The sequence below is a fragment of the Dyadobacter arcticus genome (assembly GCF_011762185.1).
GTDB lineage: Bacteria > Bacteroidota > Bacteroidia > Cytophagales > Spirosomataceae > Dyadobacter > Dyadobacter arcticus.
Map to the genome: position 1 here is coordinate 18,342 of NZ_JAASQJ010000003.1, position 16,276 is coordinate 34,617.

The 16,276-nt window shown below is 44.3% G+C and carries 14 protein-coding genes; 7 read left to right on the forward strand and 7 right to left on the reverse strand.

The window, feature by feature from the left end; all coding sequences use genetic code 11:
* The first annotated feature begins 39 nt into the window (after positions 1-39).
* From FHS68_RS13530 to FHS68_RS13545, 4 genes are all read left to right on the forward strand, one after another.
* Positions 40-453 (forward strand): Dabb family protein, encoded by a 414-nt coding sequence (locus FHS68_RS13530; RefSeq protein WP_167270984.1) that lies wholly within the window; start codon positions 40-42, stop codon positions 451-453.
* A gap of 340 nt (positions 454-793) precedes the next feature.
* Complete coding sequence (locus tag FHS68_RS13535) at positions 794-1,873, forward strand: saccharopine dehydrogenase NADP-binding domain-containing protein (protein ID WP_167270986.1); 1,080 nt, start codon at positions 794-796, stop codon at positions 1,871-1,873.
* Positions 1,854-3,161, forward strand: coding sequence for an NADH:flavin oxidoreductase (locus FHS68_RS13540; RefSeq protein ID WP_167270988.1), 1,308 nt, complete (start codon positions 1,854-1,856; stop codon positions 3,159-3,161). The genes FHS68_RS13535 and FHS68_RS13540 overlap by 20 nt, the downstream gene beginning before the upstream one ends.
* A gap of 33 nt (positions 3,162-3,194) precedes the next feature.
* Entirely contained in the window at positions 3,195-4,982 is a 1,788-nt protein-coding gene (locus FHS68_RS13545) for a glycoside hydrolase family 9 protein (protein WP_167273226.1), read from the forward strand.
* 1 nt (position 4,983) lies between these two features.
* Here the strand turns inward: FHS68_RS13545 and FHS68_RS13550 are convergent, their stop codons facing one another.
* The 3 genes from FHS68_RS13550 to FHS68_RS13560 form a co-directional block, all read right to left on the reverse strand.
* Positions 4,984-5,196 carry a hypothetical protein gene (locus tag FHS68_RS13550; protein WP_167270990.1) on the reverse strand — a complete coding sequence of 71 codons (213 nt, stop codon included), beginning with the start codon at positions 5,194-5,196 and terminating at the stop codon, positions 4,984-4,986.
* Positions 5,197-5,448: 252 nt separating this feature from the next.
* On the reverse strand, positions 5,449-8,994 hold the full coding sequence (locus FHS68_RS13555) for a sensor histidine kinase (RefSeq protein WP_167270992.1): 3,546 nt from the start codon (positions 8,992-8,994) through the stop codon (positions 5,449-5,451).
* 235 nt (positions 8,995-9,229) lie between these two features.
* On the reverse strand, positions 9,230-9,523 hold the full coding sequence (locus FHS68_RS13560) for a DNA-formamidopyrimidine glycosylase family protein (protein ID WP_229211900.1): 294 nt from the start codon (positions 9,521-9,523) through the stop codon (positions 9,230-9,232).
* A gap of 93 nt (positions 9,524-9,616) precedes the next feature.
* On the opposite strand from FHS68_RS13560, the gene FHS68_RS13565 reads away from it, so the two are divergent.
* Positions 9,617-10,771: an AI-2E family transporter gene (locus tag FHS68_RS13565; protein WP_167270994.1), complete on the forward strand. Its 1,155-nt coding sequence runs from the start codon at positions 9,617-9,619 to the stop codon at positions 10,769-10,771.
* 72 nt (positions 10,772-10,843) lie between these two features.
* On the opposite strand, the gene FHS68_RS13570 is transcribed toward FHS68_RS13565, so the two are convergent.
* The gene (locus tag FHS68_RS13570) at positions 10,844-11,845 is read right to left on the reverse strand and encodes a ScyD/ScyE family protein (protein WP_167270996.1); all 1,002 of its coding nucleotides are present in this window, start codon (positions 11,843-11,845) and stop codon (positions 10,844-10,846) included.
* Between the two features lie 234 nt (positions 11,846-12,079).
* On the opposite strand from FHS68_RS13570, the gene FHS68_RS13575 reads away from it, so the two are divergent.
* Complete coding sequence (locus FHS68_RS13575) at positions 12,080-12,658, forward strand: O-methyltransferase (protein ID WP_167270998.1); 579 nt, start codon at positions 12,080-12,082, stop codon at positions 12,656-12,658.
* A 136-nt stretch (positions 12,659-12,794) separates the two neighbouring features.
* Positions 12,795-13,982 (forward strand): formaldehyde dehydrogenase, glutathione-independent, encoded by a 1,188-nt coding sequence (gene fdhA / locus FHS68_RS13580; RefSeq protein ID WP_167271000.1) that lies wholly within the window; start codon positions 12,795-12,797, stop codon positions 13,980-13,982.
* A 50-nt stretch (positions 13,983-14,032) separates the two neighbouring features.
* Here fdhA and FHS68_RS13585 read toward each other — a convergent pair whose 3' ends face one another.
* Genes FHS68_RS13585 through FHS68_RS26420 form a run of 3 tightly spaced genes read right to left on the reverse strand, consistent with a single transcriptional unit; the run spans position 14,033 to position 16,274 of the window.
* Positions 14,033-14,953: a Nif3-like dinuclear metal center hexameric protein gene (locus FHS68_RS13585; RefSeq protein ID WP_229211901.1), complete on the reverse strand. Its 921-nt coding sequence runs from the start codon at positions 14,951-14,953 to the stop codon at positions 14,033-14,035.
* Positions 14,954-14,988: 35 nt separating this feature from the next.
* Complete coding sequence (locus FHS68_RS26415; protein ID WP_229211902.1) at positions 14,989-15,810, reverse strand: ABC transporter permease; 822 nt, start codon at positions 15,808-15,810, stop codon at positions 14,989-14,991.
* Positions 15,811-15,821: 11 nt separating this feature from the next.
* Positions 15,822-16,274: an ABC transporter permease gene (locus FHS68_RS26420; RefSeq protein ID WP_229211903.1), complete on the reverse strand. Its 453-nt coding sequence runs from the start codon at positions 16,272-16,274 to the stop codon at positions 15,822-15,824.
* Between the last annotated feature and the right edge of the window lie 2 nt (positions 16,275-16,276).

The following is a 16,276-nucleotide window of genomic DNA, read 5'->3' on the forward strand; positions in this document are numbered from 1 at the left end:
TTAATAAAAACTACTCAATCTTCCCGAACCTAACCACCTATGAAAGAAAAATCCAGACGTAAGTTCTTGCAAAATGCTGGTTTGGCAACATTAGCCTCCATTTCCCCCTTGTCCACCGAGCCGGAGAGAACCAAAGAGCTTTTTATCCACCATGTATATATTTATTTGAAAGAGCCTAACAATGCCCAGCATGAAGCAAAATTGCTGGAAGGCCTGCATAAGCTGGCCAATGTTCCGACCATTCAGTATGTACATATTGGTAAGCCTGCCGAAACAAGCAGATCCGTAATCGTGAGAGATTACACGTTTTCCTGGATGTGTTTTTTTAAGAATATTATTGAAGAAGAAATCTATCAAACTCACCCGATCCATCTCGATTTTATAAAAGAATACTCCGATTTGTGGGAAAAAGTGATTGTTTACGACTCCGTCGGACCGAAAAAGGTTAGTTAGGCAGTCTGCTATCGGTAAGTACTTTAAAAATTCTCCTCAACTATTACCCAGTTACTTCGGTGTTAATGTCCTCGTATTAATTTCCCGCTAGTCAAAATCATTTAATTTGCTGATAATAAGTACATTGCACAACTAACCTTTGGTTAATTAAAACCCACCATTCCTTCATTTTCCTTACAGCGTAAGGGCTAATGCTCTAATTTGACCCTCTCAGGAATCAAACTAAATGTAGTAGCTCTCATGATCGAACGCGCGTATTTACCATCATGCAAATTAAAAAGACTAGGCATCGGACTACTTCAAGCCGAGAGCCCGGCCAGTATCTATCAACTTCCGTATTATGCATAAATTTGCTTTTCTGGTGCATTTGCGAAGCTATCGCGAAGATTTGGGTGAAATGGCGCGCCCGTTGGGCTGGATGCCGGAGCAGGCATACCGGCTTTTATTAAACAACAGGCCATTGGATCCATTTATATGGAGTGAGGTGACCCTGACTCCCGGGGCAACAGAACCTGAAGGATACATCATCATGCTCCCCTATTCGGGGCGGCAACTTCTTGAACAACAAAAGAAAATGCAGCCACTGGTTCGTAAGGCAATCAATCTGGCGGTTTTGAAAGGAGCGAAGGTGCTAGGGCTTGGTGCGCTTACTTCACCACTGACATTAGGAGGAAAGCTGGTAGCCAATCAACCAGGTCTGGCTATTACCAATGGAAATGCCTACACATCAGTTATTATTTATCAAAAAATCGCGGCGCTACTTCGGTCGTCGGACAGTTCCAGGCCTTCCGTAGCTTTGGTTGGTGCGAGCGGAAGTGTGGGTTCATTGGTCGCATTGCTTCTTGCCAAACATAAACATCACGCAGAGCTGATATTGATCGCCAGAAATGAAAGGCGGTTGGCTCGGCTGGCATCAGACATTTCCCAGTTGAATCATGAAATAAGGCCGCTTGTTTCCCAAAACATTAATGATATAAGCAAGGCAGACATTGTCGTGATGATGACTAGTTCTTCTGACCACGTCCTTCAAATGTCTCATATGAAATATGGCGCTACCATCCTGGATGCCACACAACCCCGCAATGTAAGTCAGTCGGCTTTACAAGATAGGCAGGATATTACAGTCATCGACGGGGGATTAGTTTCGGTCAATTATTTGAAAACCAATCAGATTGGCCGCCTAGGGTTACCTGAGAGAATTTCCTTTGCTTGCCTCGCTGAAACGATGATCCTGGCAACGGCCGATTGCAACAAAGACTTTTCCATTGGCAATCCAACCTTGGAGCAAGCTGCAACCATCAGCAAATTGGCTTCCGAATTCAGCCATCTGGGCTTCGGCCTGGCCCCAGACCATTGTTTTGGAAAGCCGCTTGCTTCAGTAGCGTCTAAACTTTTATCCAATGCAGGACATTATTTTTGAGCCTTTGCATTTTCGTAACCTGACGGTCAAGAACAGGTTATTCAGATCCAGCATTTCGGGAAGGATCGACAATTACGATGGATCAGGAACACCAGCCAGGATCAATTGGGAGCGAAAGTTTGCCAAGGGCGGGGTAGGGGCCATCATCAGTTCGCATATTCCGGTTGATCCATCGCAAAGGATATTGCCCAACTACGCCATGATTGATCGTGACGATAAGATCCCGTTTTGGAAAGAGGTAGTGAACGCAGTTCATGAGTTTGATTGCAAATTTATTGGACAATTATCCATGTCCGGGCATCAGCAGGACATTAAAGGCATTGAAAACAAATACCGAAAACCACTGAGCTCCATAAATGGCTTTGAACATTTTCACGGGATTACCGGCATTCAGATGTCGCAAAGCGAGATTGGCCAGGCGGTTTTGAAATTTGCACAAGCTGCGGGGCGTGCGAGGCAATCCGGCATGGACGGGATTGAGCTGCATGCTTCCAATGGTTACCTTTTTACACAATTTTTAAGTTCGGCCATCAACAAGCGGAAGGATGAGTATGGGGGTGGACTAGCCAATCGTGCGCGGTTTCTGATGGAGGTTGTGAAGGCAATCCGTATGGAAGTGGGGCAGGACTATCATTTTCAGGTAAAATTGAATGCTGCCGATCATCATAGCGATTATATCCTGAATTTTGGTTCGGGAAATACGCTCGAAGAAGGTGTGCAGGTAGCCAAATGGCTTGAACAATCGGGGGTGGATGCATTGCATGTGTCTACAGGCAGCCAGTTTCCGCATCCCCGCAATCCGGTCGGACCTTTGCCTGTTGAAAGCGCGGTGGACACCTATGTTTCGATGATCCCGAGCGGAAAATTTTCTTTTTTTAATTATCTCACCTTTCGCTACAGGATTTTCTGGCCACTGATCAAATGGCTTTGGGTAAGGAAACAGCCTGAAAGTATGGAAGGTATCAATTTGCTGGAATGCAATGCGATCAAAAAAGCAGTAAGTATACCGGTCCTTTGCACGGGAGGATTTCAAACGGCGTCCGTGATTAGAGAATCGCTGGAAGATGGATTTTGTGACGGCGTCACTATCGCTCGCGCATTGATGGCAAATCCCGATTTACCCTTGATGTTTGCCAGAGGTTTGGAGCAGGCGACTAAGCCATGCAGCTATTGCAATAAATGTCTTGCCCATGTGCTGGTTGACCCCTTGGGCTGTTATGATGAAAGTCGTTTTGCAAATTACGAAGCCATGATGGATGAATTAATGAGCATTTTTAAGGTGGAGTGAGGTAAAGACGGCAGCATGATGTCTTTTCATTTCATGCAACATCATCAGCTTATTAATAGGAGGTACTGCCTAAGACTGAATTTTCTTTTAACAAATATTCTGTTCCTGGCGATTTTGGCCACTAAATCGCTGGCTCAGCATTTCTCACCGGATATCTTTCTGAATCAGGTCGGATTTTATCCGGCCGGGCAGAAGATAGCAGTTGTTGCGGGAGAGAAGCAGAGCGCATTTCTTGTCAAAGATGCGGCATCCGGCAAAACTGTTTTTAACGGAAAATTAAGCGAGCCAAGGACAAACCAACACTCCGGAAAAATTAGCCGGATTGCGGATTTCAGTACGGTTCAAAAGTCCGGAAAATATGTGCTTGAAGTTACCGGTTTGGCAAAGTCGGCGCCTTTCGAAATTAAGGCTAAAGTACATCGGGAAGTAGCTGAGGCTGCGCTTAAAGGATTCTACTATCAACGCGTCTCCTTGCCCTTACCCGATAAATTCGCCGGAAAATGGGCCCGGGCAGAAGGTCATCAGGATAACAAAATTCTCGTTCACGCTTCGGCCGTTTCAGAAGGTAGGCCTGAAAATGCCGTTATAAGTTCTTCCAAAGGCTGGTATGATGCAGGTGATTACAATAAGTACATTGTGAATTCCGGGATTACCATGGGAACGCTGCTTTCATTATATGAGGATTATCCTTCGTTTTTTGAAGATTTTAATACCAACATTCCTGAAAGTAATAATGGTGTTCCCGACTTATTGGACGAGGCCATTTGGAACCTTCGCTGGATGCTTACCATGCTGGATCCAGGTGACGGAGGCGTTTATCACAAACTCACTAATCCTCGATTCGATGGCATGATAATGCCGGATGCTGCCAAAAATCCAAGATATGTAGTACAAAAAAATACGCCTGCCACATTGGATTTTGTAGCAGTAACCGCGCAGGCCGGACGGATCCTGAAGGGTTTTGAGAATAAGTTTCCGGGACTATCCGATTCCTGTATCACCGCTGCCGTCAAAGGCTGGGAATGGGCTAAAAAGAATCCCGACATTTATTACAATCAGGATGAACTGAACAAAAAATTTGACCCAGACATTGTAACGGGCGCTTATGGCGACAGAAATGCGAAAGACGAATGGGTTTGGGCAGCGGCGGAAATGTACGCTTCAACTAAAAAGGCCGATTATCTCAATGGAATAAGTTTCGTCACAGAAAAACCGTTGCCGCTGCCAACATGGAGCGATGTACAGGCATTGGGCTACTACACGCTCATCCGATTTAGCGATGAATTGAAAATGGACAGCAAACTGTCAGGTCAACTGAAGGAAAGTGTGATCAAGTTTTCCGATCAATTGTTAGTTGATCTCGAAAAACAGCCCTATCATACCGTTATGGGTAAAACGGCCCGGGACTATTCCTGGGGCAGCAGTTCGGTCGCAGCGAATCAGGGCATTGCGTTGCTATATGCTTTTAAATTGACTAAAAATCCAAAATATACCAAGGCAGCATTGGGTAATCTGGACTATCTGCTAGGCAGAAATGCAACAGGCTATTGTTTACTGACGGGTTTTGGAAGCAAAAGGGTTATGCACCCTCATCACAGGCCGTCCATAGCAGATGGCATCGCGGATCCTGTTCCGGGCTTGCTATCGGGTGGGCCAAATCCCGGGCAACAGGACAAATGCACAACTTATACCAGCAAATTCGCCGACGAGTCGTTCACGGATGATGATTGTTCCTACGCATCCAATGAAATCGCTATCAACTGGAATGCACCAATGGTTTATCTTGCAGCAGCTATTGAAGCATTGATGGCAACGAAATAGCCTATTGCTTCGTCGACTTAACCGGAACTGTGGGCGGCGTTTCATTATAACCCTTCTGCCCGGTCATATTTTCATCTTCTGATTCATTAATCGCATCTTTTTTCAAAATTTTCGATGGTTTTTGAGCATCGTCTTTTTGCTTGGAACCGTCGCGTGGGCCGGCAGGAGAAGGAGTACTTCCCTCAATTTCTTCGTCTTCGTTTTGTTGTGACATGTTCTATTGGGTTATGATATTTTCGATAAATGGCAATTCCCGTTCCCAGCTTAAAGTAATTCACTTGGAGCTATTTTGAAAATAAATAATATTTGAATGGGCCTTTAATTCCTCACCTTGATCCATTTTTAATTAGGCTTACGGGTGCATTCAATCGTAGACCAGGCACGCCAACTTTTTGGAGGAAATGGGGGGCTGGGCAATTACGGAAGAAAGTGCTATTGTGTAAAATCCTTGACTAATCAGCAAAAATCAAACGGGTAACGAAATAGTAAATAAAGCATATTCCCCTTCTTTACTATCAATGTCCATCTTACCACCATGCCCTTTTAGAATATCATAACTGAGAGACAATCCTAGCCCTGTACCTTCACCAGTAGGCTTGGTAGTAAAAAAAGGCTGTAAAATCTTGTCTTTGATGGCATCGGGAACGCCAGAGCCATTATCTCGTACCCTTATCTCTACAAATTTTTCGTTTTGCGCAGTACTTACCTGCAATTCAGGATGATAGTCAGTACTTTCCGATTTTTGTTTTTGCTGGATTGCATAAAATGCGTTGTTGAACAAATTGATAAGTACCCGCCCGATGTCCTGAGGTATGATCACAAGCAGCGGCAAGGTGTCATCGAAGGAAGTCGAAATCTTCGTGTTAAATGTGTTATCCTTGGCTCTCAATCCGTGATAACTGAGCTTCAGGTATTCGTCGGTCAACTCATTGATATTGACTGGCTCCTTTTCTCCTGAATTCTTCCTTGAATGCTGCAGCATGCTTTTTACAATGCCGCCGGCGCGCTGCCCATGATGCATGATTTTTTGCAGATTTTGCCTGATGTCAGCCGCAAGTGCAATGGCCTCGTCTTTATCCCCGTTTTTCAGCTCATATTCCATTTCATCAGCCAGTTCAACACTTACTTCCGAGAAGTTATTTACAAAATTCAGCGGATTCTGAATCTCATGGGCAATGCCTGCTGTGAGCTCGCCCAATGAAGCCAACTTTTCTGACTGGATCAATTGCTGCTGGGTGCTTTTCAGCTCAATTACCGTTTCTGTGAGTTGGTCTCGCTGCTGGTTTAATTCTTTGTTGGCCGCGCTCAATTCCAGCGTACGCAGTCCGATCTTTTCTTCCAACTCTTGGTTTTCACGGCGCAAAGAGCGTGAACGGAAGTATATGTAACTTCTGAGCAGCGCCGCGAAAAGCAAAGCATAAATGGCAAAAGCCCACCAGGTTAACCACCATGGTGGCAGGATCTCAAAAGAAATACGGGCTTCCTGCTGGGTCCAGACTCCATCCGAATTACTTGCTTTTACTTTGAATGTGTATTTGCCGGCCGACAGATTGGTATACACGGCCGAACGATGGTCCGCCGCCTGCACCCAATCACTTTCGTAACCTTCCAATTGATACATATACTGGTTCCGGGATGCGTTTTTGTAATGCAATCCCACATAATTAAATCTAAGCCTGTTTTGGTTGTGGCTGAATTTCAGATTGTTCCGACCAAATAGCTGCCGGATGGTTTCTTTACTTTTATTGCGGCCTGGCTGCCCTTCCAGATAGGCCACGGATTCGATCATTACCTGCGGAGGGGAGTTGTTGGTCGTGATCTTGGCAGGATCGAAAGTGATGAACCCGGTGAATGTGCCCAACAGTATTTTTCCGTCATCGAGCCTGGTTGTAGCGGTATTCAGGCGGGTTTCGGGCAAACCCTGTTCCTTGGTAAAAGATAAAAACTTTTTATTTTCCGGGTCGAAACGGCTTAATCCCCTATTGGTTGACAACCACAACCGGCCTGCATTATCTTCGGCAATTCCCGTGATGCCATTGGCCAAAAGCCCATCCTTTTCGTCAAATAAACGCGACGTGCCTGTTTTTCGGTCGAATAAGTGCAGGCCATAAATATCAGATGCTACCCAGAACCGACCTTTTTTATCCTCATAAATAGAACTAATCTGCCTTAAACCTTTTTTAGTATCAAAATAAGCTTTGAATTTACCGGTCGAAGGGTCGAAACGGTTAAGGCCTCCGTTTCCAGTTCCTATCCATATAGTGCCGGCCCGGTCTTCATAAATGCAGGTGACAGTGAAGTCGTCCAGTTCTCCGTCCGGCTTTTTTGTTTCTCTGAATGTAAAAGGGAAGCGGGTGAAAGTTTCTGTTTTACGGTTATACCTGCAAACGCCTTTATTGAAGGAGCCGACCCAGATATCATTTTTCGAATCTGCATAGAGGAAACTAATCATGTCACTACTTGGGCTCGTCGGATCGTCGGGGTCGCTCTTATGAAATTTGAATACCTTGTTTTGAAGATTATATTGAAAAAGTCCTTTGAAATTATAGTTTCCTTTGACCAGACCACCCCAAATTGCGCCGGACTTGTCCAGCCCCATTTTCAAAACGATATCGGCTTTTTCGACCTCACCCGGAAATTCTATTTTATGGAACTTATTCGTCTGACTATCCCAGGTATGTATGCCTTTTATACTGGCAAGCATGTAATTGCCATCCTGCATCCGGATTGCATTGTAGAGATAACCACCCGAGTAACTCGTTGGGTCGCTGTTATCTTTCTTGTAAAAATTAAATAGGGAAAATTCTTTTTTCAATTTGTGGACGCCATCCCGGTCCTTAAACCACAAACTTCCCGATCGGTCTTGAAATGCAAATTGAAAATAGTATAGCCTTTCCGGGTCAATTTCATCTTTAAACAGATTATTAATGTTAGAAAACTGATGGGTTACCGGGTCAAAATTAAGGATCCCATTCGCCATCGACAGCCACAGCAAGCCCGTATTATCCTCCGCAATGGCAAAAACTTCCGACGTTTTGATACCATTAAACAAGCTTTCAAAAGAGTAATGGGTAAGCTTTCCACTTGTTTCATCTAATTGGGACAAACCCTGGTTTGTGCCGATCCAGAGCCGTTTTTGCTTGTCCTCGAAAAAATCAAAAATATAGCCAAGCCCACCCTGTTTCAGACCTTCGTATGAATAAGTTTTATGGAAGCCCGTTTCAGTGTTGAAGCTTACAATGCCCCGGAAACCATTTCGATAGGTCAAGTCAGAGAAGTATAATGTGTTAGGGTCGGAAGGAGATTGATACAGATGGCTGATCACCTTTTGTTTGGTACTATCTGTTTGAGTCAGATAACCCTTAAACCGACTGGTCTTATGGTCAAAGAGGTGAAGGCCATTTCGGCTGGCAATCCAGATTTGTCCCTTTTTGTCTTTAAACCAGCGCGGAAAAGACTCAAATTTCGGAATTTGGTTTTGGCCGGCCATATTTGGCCCGAATTTCCTGAATGTATTTTTGGCGAGATTGTAATGATTGATATAGCCAATATTTTTCGCGTGGTCGTACGTATAAAAATACATATTACCAGCCCCGTCTTCCCGGATGCTATGCACATCATTGGTCGCCAGGTCAGCTTTCTGGTCTACCTGATGTTTGATTTGCGTGAAATTATCGGTAGTACGGTTGTATCTGAAAACCCCGTCATAAAATGTACCGATCCAAATATTTCCCCTGGAGTCTTCAAATAGCTCCTGAATATTCAGAGAAGTAAGGTTTTGCTGTCTTCCGGTTTCGAGTTTGTACACTTTTTTATCATACCCATCGTACCGCACGAGTCCATTCTCGGTACCAATCCAGATATAGCCGAATTTATCCTGCAAACATTTCGTAACGCGAGCGCTGGGAAGGCCATTTTCGACAGTAATGTGCTCGTATTGAGGCTGCGTATGTTGCGCTGAGACAGAAAGTTTGAGAAAAATCGCAAAAAGCAGAAGGTAATATCTAATCATAAATCGGGCCGCATGTAACAATGAGGTAATTTACAAATACAAATCTGCCGTTGATACGAATCTACTATTTTTTAAAATTGTGTGTAGAAAATGTATTGAATGTGTTCATTTAATCAAATAACTCCTGACAATTGGTACAGAAATAACTTCTCCGTTTCGTTTTTCCAAGGTATTCTTTGTGGAATGGAATGAGGCACCTGGGGCAGATTTTTTTGGTGTGGGCAAGCCAGTGTTTTCACGCGTAAAAATTGATTTCAGCTTCATCAAAAATGAGGGTTAACCTCGGTTTGGCTTTCTTCTGTCCGTTGATGAGATAGCTTCCAAAAAGCATGAAATGGATTCGAAGCGTAAAGTCATCAAAACAGACCAGGAAATGTTTTCCCCAGGATCTGAAATCGAGCACTTTTTTGTTGATGAGCCCGTCAATATCAATTGTTGTATTGCCTTCTGCGTGCCTGATTTCCTTACCGGTTAGATTTAGTGCTTTAACCGCTTCTCTTAAAATGACAATGGATGGTCCTTCCGGCATGGCATGCTTATTATGTTGTGTCGACAGCGCTTTTGATAAAAAACACGAGCCACAGCTATCCACGCGTACTATTTCAACCTGACACTTTTATATATGGGATTATTATCCGACAAGTCCAAAGAAATGAGGGAATCAGGCTCCGACGGCCTTAATTCAGTTAGAGAGTTTCCCTTCTACATTAAAGCGCCTATGTCGCTGATCGGGATTTATCTTTTCTTTTATATCTTATTTCTTTTACAGGATATCATCGTGCCATTTGCATTTGCCGGCCTGCTGGCGATTTTGTTAAATCCCATTTACAACCGCTTCCAGAAGTGGAAATTCAATAAGGTCCTTGCGATTTTCCTGACAATCTTTCTTGCAGCGCTGGTCGTCGCGGGAATCATGTTTTTTCTCTCATCTCAGTTCGCTCAGTTTGGCGAGATGATACCTCAGTTAACCAAAAAGGTGGCCGGTTTGCTGACTAACTTGCAGTCCTGGCTGTCGGAAAGTTTCGGGATGTCCTCGGAAAAGCAGAAAAGCATGGTGGACGAGGCCATGAACAGCAGCAAAACTTACGTTGGAAAAACGCTTAACACCGTTTTTGGGGTAATAAGCTTTTTCATTCTGATTCCTCTGTACATCTTTCTTCTCCTTTTTTATAAACCGCTGATCCTCAATTTCATATTTGAAGTATTTGATGAGGATCATTCGGGCCAGGTGGCAGAAATATTGAAAGAGACCAAGGGTGCTGTCCAGAGCTACATTGTAGGCCTCATGATAGAAATGACCATCATTGCAACATTAAATTCCACCGCATTACTGATCCTGGGTGTGAGGTATGCAATCCTGCTGGGTGTAATTGGCGCGATTTTGAACCTGATTCCATACATTGGAGGCGTAATCGCAATTGCGCTGCCAGTACTAATTTCTTTTGTTACGGAAGATGGTTACACAACACCCTTGCTGATCGTAGGAGCATACATTTTGATTCAGTTCGCCGATAATAATATCATTGTCCCAAGGGTGGTATCCTCAAAAGTTTCGGTTAATGCGCTGATTTCTATTCTGGTCGTATTACTCGGGGGTACGTTATGGGGAGTGAGCGGTATGTTTTTATCAATTCCATTTGTGGCTGTGCTAAAAATCATTTTCGACCGGATCGATGAGCTCAAACCTTGGGGCAAATTACTAGGTGATACCATGCCGAAGCATGCTCCGCCGATGGTGGTCAATCCCGAAGAGACTGATGACGACTCCCAATCGTAGTTTAGTTTGGATTAAGATAAAAAATGCGTCAATCCCGGCAGGACAGACGCATTTTTTATAAATGTAAAATGCTTAGTAAGTCAGTTTCTGAACCGTACCCAATGCATAGCTCAACAGGTAAAATTCTTTTGGACCGCTGCGTTTAATATCGGTCGGCATCATCTGGTTATCCAACAAAATCGCACCATCTTCGTTCAGGACTTTACCTGAAAAAGGTGTGAATTCGCCCTTCATCAAATCAAATTTAGCAAGTGAGATGACCAGTGGTTTGTTACCCGAAGTCAGTGTCAGATGCGTTAGCGTAGTGAATTTTTCTCTGTAGATACCCACAACACCCGTCGTGGATACTTCGAAAATTTTCGCAGTACCATCAAAAAATGGCCCGCCTGAAAGCGTACTGACGAGGAATTTGGTGCCGTCGAAAACAATGCCGGTTGCTACCGCGTCAGTGTTAGGGGCTACATCAGGAATTTTGGCGAAGAATGTGAATTCCTTTGTATTCTTATCTCTTTTGAAAATAGCATTTGCTCCGGCGTCCGTCACATATAAATGCCCGCCAGGTCCGAGCGTGAGGCCGTACAAGTTGGAATTAAGTGGCGTCGTAAAGTTGAATGACTTCACAAATGTTCCGTGTTCTTCGAACGGAATCAGGTTTAATGCCATTGGCAAGTCGCCGGATTTGAAATTCTTTACATCGGCAATGTATAGTCTGCCTTCAATACCATGCAAAATGTACAACGTACCATTGTCGTAAAGGACGTGACTGATACCCTCAACAGCCTCCGGTCCTTTTGCGGACTGGAACCCCTGCAGGACCGTTGTTTTGACGCCACCTGGCGTGATCATCACAATGGCACCATCGTTTTTGCCGGTACCAGCTTCTGAAATCCATAAATTCCCCTTATCGTCCACATCCATTCCAATCGGAGCTCTCAATCCGCCTGCAAAAGGCGCAGCAACAAGTGAAGTAGGTTCGGGAATGGGATCCCCCGGAATGTAATGGTCGACGCAGCCGAGAACGCCGAGGAAAAATAGCAGGTAAACAGACGAAGCTTGTAGAAAACGCTTTTTCATAATGAATGTTAAAATGGACGTTGGTAGGATAGTTATTACACTGATATGCATCAAACATACCATTCCAAATTTAATTATTTAAAGGCTTCATTGTATTACGTAGATGTTAATACAGGATTTTCAATTTATTAAGCGGTAAATGTTTCGAAGATGCGTTTGAGGTTCGCTGCATTGGCGCTATGTTTACAAAATTTTTTTCCGCCTGTATTTCCAGTCCAATCAGTCCACAATTCGATGACACAAGACATTAACCAGCCGTACCCGAAAGCCTACAATGCAATTGACACGGCTACCAAGGAATCGGGTTTTACCATGGCTTCGGACGTTTATACCTGCTCGCTTTTGAAAACCCTGGCATCTTCAAAGCCAAGCGGTAAATTTCTGGAACTCGGGACAGGTACTGGTCTTTCAACATCATGGATACTTGACGGGATGGATGAAAATTCCCAATTAATCTCAATTGATAACGATGACTCCTTGCTGAAAATAGCGGACTGCTATTTGGGAAATGACGACCGATTAACATTGATTCATATTGACGGAGCTGATTGGGTGCAATCTAATTCTGATCAGAAATTCGATTACATTTTTGCAGATACCTGGCACGGCAAATATCGGCTGCTGGACGAGGTGCTGGATATGCTGAATATCGGTGGCTTTTACATTATCGACGATATGCTTCCTCAACCCAACTGGCCCGATGGGCACGATATCAAGGCCCGCAACCTCATTGATTATCTGGATAGCCGGACCGATCTGGTACTCACCAAACAGATCTGGGCGACCGGCATTATTCTGGCTGTGAAGATTTAATCTGCAATCCAAACAAGCTTTTCCTGGTCATGTAAGAGTAAAACTGGATGTATAGTGCCTTCATTCTTTAATAATTAAAAGAATATTTTCTAATTATTGAAGACCGAATCATCACTAACCCCTTAAATTTCACCTTATGTGCCAAAATCATGGAGTAGCTTACATTAAGCCAGGCGAAGTCGAAGTTCAGGAAATTGAATATCCAAAACTCGCATTGGGTAATCGCAAATGCGAACACGGAGTAATACTCAAAATTGTCTCAACCAACATTTGCGGCAGCGACCAGCATATGGTCCGCGGCCGCACCACGGCGCCAGCTGGTCTGGTGCTCGGGCATGAAATCACGGGAATTGTGCTGGAAGCCGGAAGTGATGTGGAATTTATTAAAGTAGGCGATCTGGTGTCAGTACCATTCAACATTGCCTGCGGCAGATGCCGTAATTGCAAAGAAGGTCGCACAGGTATCTGCCTGAATGTGAACCCCGCACGTCCCGGCGCAGCTTATGGTTACGTGGACATGGGCGGTTGGGTAGGAGGGCAGGCCGAATATGTGATGATACCTTATGCGGATTTTAACCTTCTTAAATTTCCTGACAAAGACCAGGGAATGGCTTATATCAAAGACCTTACATTGCTATCTGATATTTTCCCGACGGGTTTCCACGGCGCAGTTACTGCGGGCGTGGGGCCGGGTTCCATTGTATATGTAGCTGGTGCCGGTCCGGTTGGGCTTGCTTGCGCTGCTTCGTGCCATTTATTAGGCGCTGCGGTTGTCATTGTCGGAGATATGATTCAGGAAAGGCTTGACCAGGCGAAAAGCTTTGGCTGTGAAGTGATTGACCTGACTAAAGACACACCATTGGAACAAGCCATTGAAGCGATAATTGGTATTCCGGAAGTGGATTGTTTTGTGGATTGCGTAGGTTTTGAAGCGAGGGGACACGGCGCACATGCTTCCGAGGAACGTCCTGCAACCGTGCTGAATACTGCAATGGCAGTAACCAGGGCGGGTGGTGCGATTGGTATTCCTGGTCTTTATGTGACAGGGGATCCGGGTGCAAAAGACAAAGCTGCTCAGGAAGGTAGCCTAAGCATTCGTATTGGACTGGGCTGGGCCAAGTCACATGCATTTTATACAGGTCAATGTCCTGTCATGAAATACCACCGTTCCCTGATGAACGCCATCCTTTATGATAAGATAAAAATTGCGAAAGCCGTGAATGTTGAAGTGATCAGCCTGGCCGATGCGCCAAGAGGTTACCAGGATTTTGACAAAGGCGCAGCGAAAAAATTTGTGATCGATCCGCATGCAATGATCGCGTAAATGCAAAACGGATTCGAAGTGCCGATGCACTTTGAATCCGTTTTTCTTAATTAAAGCCATTTAAAAGGATCTCCCGACGCAATGTGCGTCACCTTAACATCGGGGATTTTTGGTTGAAGCCAGTCTACAAAATAATCCATGCCCGGCTCCTCGCTGACGGAATGTCCCAAGATAATCAACGCTGTTTTATTGCCTAGTAACCTGCCGTCCCGGATGTACTCGGCCGTTTCCCATTCGGATACTTCACCCACGATCAAAACATCCGGCTTTTCAGCTTCTACAACAGAAACATGGGATACACCTCCTGAGGCTCCGGGAAGCAGTGCTATTTTCTCACATTTTTGATTCAAATCTCCGATTACCCTTAATTGCGTAATGCCCAATGAAGTTTTCAAATGCTTAACCAGATCGCCCAGGCCGATCGAGGGAATGGTGAGTATTCTTGAACCCGTTTTATAATAAGATATCCAGTTCGCTTTTTTCGCAACACCGTAACTGACCGCATCCGGTTTCAGGGAATGGCAGTAATCATGGAAACGCCAAACGGCGATCTTATGCTTTTCAAGCAGCTCCTGCTTCTTTTTCACAACCTGGTTGTTTTTGACCCAGTCCGGATTATCGCGGTGATTGTAGAAAGTCGGTTCATGCGCAATGATGAAATTGGCATTTCGCTTCGCAGCTTCTTCGATAACAGTCACCGTTGCGAACATGGTTGTGACAATACCGGTAACTGTTTGATCGGCATTTCCGGATTTAAGCGTATCCACTGTATCATTAATAGGCGATAGATTGCCTTCTTTCATAACCAAAGCCATAATTTTCCCGACTGTCATTGCTTTGGCCAGTGCTTTATAGCGTTCCGTGCTGATAAGTTCCGGCAATAATGTTAGCGCGGCAGAGGCTTTGAAGGAATTTACCAGGAAGTTTCTTCTGGGATATGATTTTGAAAAACAATATTTTGAATTTGTCATGAAAGCGAAGTTTAAATCATTGAAAATACTTCACTTTACTCGGATTTCAATGACTTTGCGGGGTTCATTAGCGCGGCTTTGATTGCCTGCGAACTTACTGTGGCAAATGCGATGATGATGGCCAAAAGTCCTGCGATAACAAACATCCACCATTCAATCTCGATTTTATATGCAAAATCGTCGAGCCACTGGCTTATGCCGAACCAGGCTATGGGCGAGCCGATCACGATTGCAATCAAAACCAGTTTCAAGAAATCCTGTGACAGTAATGTAACAATGCTTCCCACGGTTGCGCCAAGGACTTTTCGTACGCCAATTTCCTTCGTCCGTTGCGCGATGGTGTAGGATGACAAGCCGAAAATTCCTAGCGAAGCGATCATGACAGCAAGTAGTGAAAAGAAGCTGGAAACCTGACCAAAGATCCGGTCGTCTTTGTATTGCTCATTAAAATGCGCATTCATAAAGAAGTAATCGAAATCGTCGCCTGGGAAGAAGTCAAGGTATTTTTCTTTCACCAATTCTACCGTTTTTTCCACATCTCCAGAAGCGATTTTTACCGAATAAAATCCGCCATTGGTATAAAAAGGCGCAAACACAATGGGTTCGATGACATGTTTTAACGATTGCTGATGGAAATCACTGATCACACCGACAATCTCCCATTCCTTGCCCCAAAGCGAAATTTTTTGTCCAGCAGCGTCTTCGGCATCTTTAAAACCAAGCAATTTTGCTGCTGACAAATTCAGGATTGCGTTTTTGACTTTCTTGCCATCGGGATCTGAGTCCGTCTGAATAAAATTGCGTCCAGCCAGCATCTTAATTTGATAAGTATCAAAAAAATCCAGATCAATAGGCATTCTGCTGAATGTTACCCCCTTTTCCTCATTAGACCCAACCCTCTTGACATTAAATGATCTCGACAACCGGTTACCAAAAATGTTTGCCGAAGCACTGGCTGCTTTAAAGGAAAAGTAAAAAATGAGAGGAAATGCTGATCCACAAACAAGCCTTTCTCTTCAAATATCTTTTTATCCCTTTGTAATTTAAATGTTCCAGGATTTGAAACTGTGGTATAAGATTCAACCTCATTGAAATCCTTAGCCATGGTCGTCCCGATTGTGGGGTAAGTAATCGTACCGTGCTGGATCAGTTTTCCCTGTTGGAATCGGTCGTTGGTAATCCGGTAGATACGGTCGGCGTCTTTGTGGAAGCGGTCAAAATTTAGCTCAAAGCTTACATATTGCAGGATTAGAAGGCAAGCCGTGATCCCAACAACCAGGCCAGTAAGGTTAACGAAGGAAAAGGCCTTATTTTTCCACATAT